At 54.4% G+C, this 430-nt stretch carries 1 protein-coding gene; it reads right to left on the bottom strand.

The genetic code is table 11. The features are described from left to right. A partial coding sequence (locus EH240_RS38685) for a hypothetical protein (protein ID WP_206075411.1) occupies positions 1-228 on the bottom strand: 228 nt, incomplete at its 3' end. Positions 229-430 lie beyond the last annotated feature (202 nt).

Here is a 430-nt window from a genome sequence, read left to right as displayed (position 1 = left end):
TGAAAAAATGGGGATTCGTCCGGCAGGGGCAAAGCAGCGCATCCTGGCTTCTGGATGAATACCGTTGCCCTCCCAATTCCTCGCGACTTCTGAGGAATGGAAACGATCAATCGGACGACCAACCTTCCGAACGCGCAAGAACTGTCGGCCATGCCGTTTGGCAAAGGACGGCTGCGCCGAGTTAATCGGCGGCAACTTGGCATGGGAAGAGAAGACAACTCCAATCAAGAAGCCAGCCGCGAAACGCTAGGCTAACGCCTAAGGTCTGGAGCTCGCCTTCTGCTCAACGCCATCACAAGGACGGCGTTGAGCAGCGTAACGAACTTTACATCCGGATGTTGCCAAGCCGTCCTGGACGTGTCGATCTAGTACTCGATTAGCGTATGAACGAAAAAAGCTTGCAGTTTCGACACGCCGCCGCTCAAAAGTT

It is taken from the genome of Mesorhizobium tamadayense, assembly GCF_003863365.1.
GTDB classification, from domain to species: domain Bacteria; phylum Pseudomonadota; class Alphaproteobacteria; order Rhizobiales; family Rhizobiaceae; genus Mesorhizobium; species Mesorhizobium tamadayense.
Note: the sequence above shows the minus strand (reverse complement) of the source record. Positions and strands in the feature narration are given on the sequence as shown.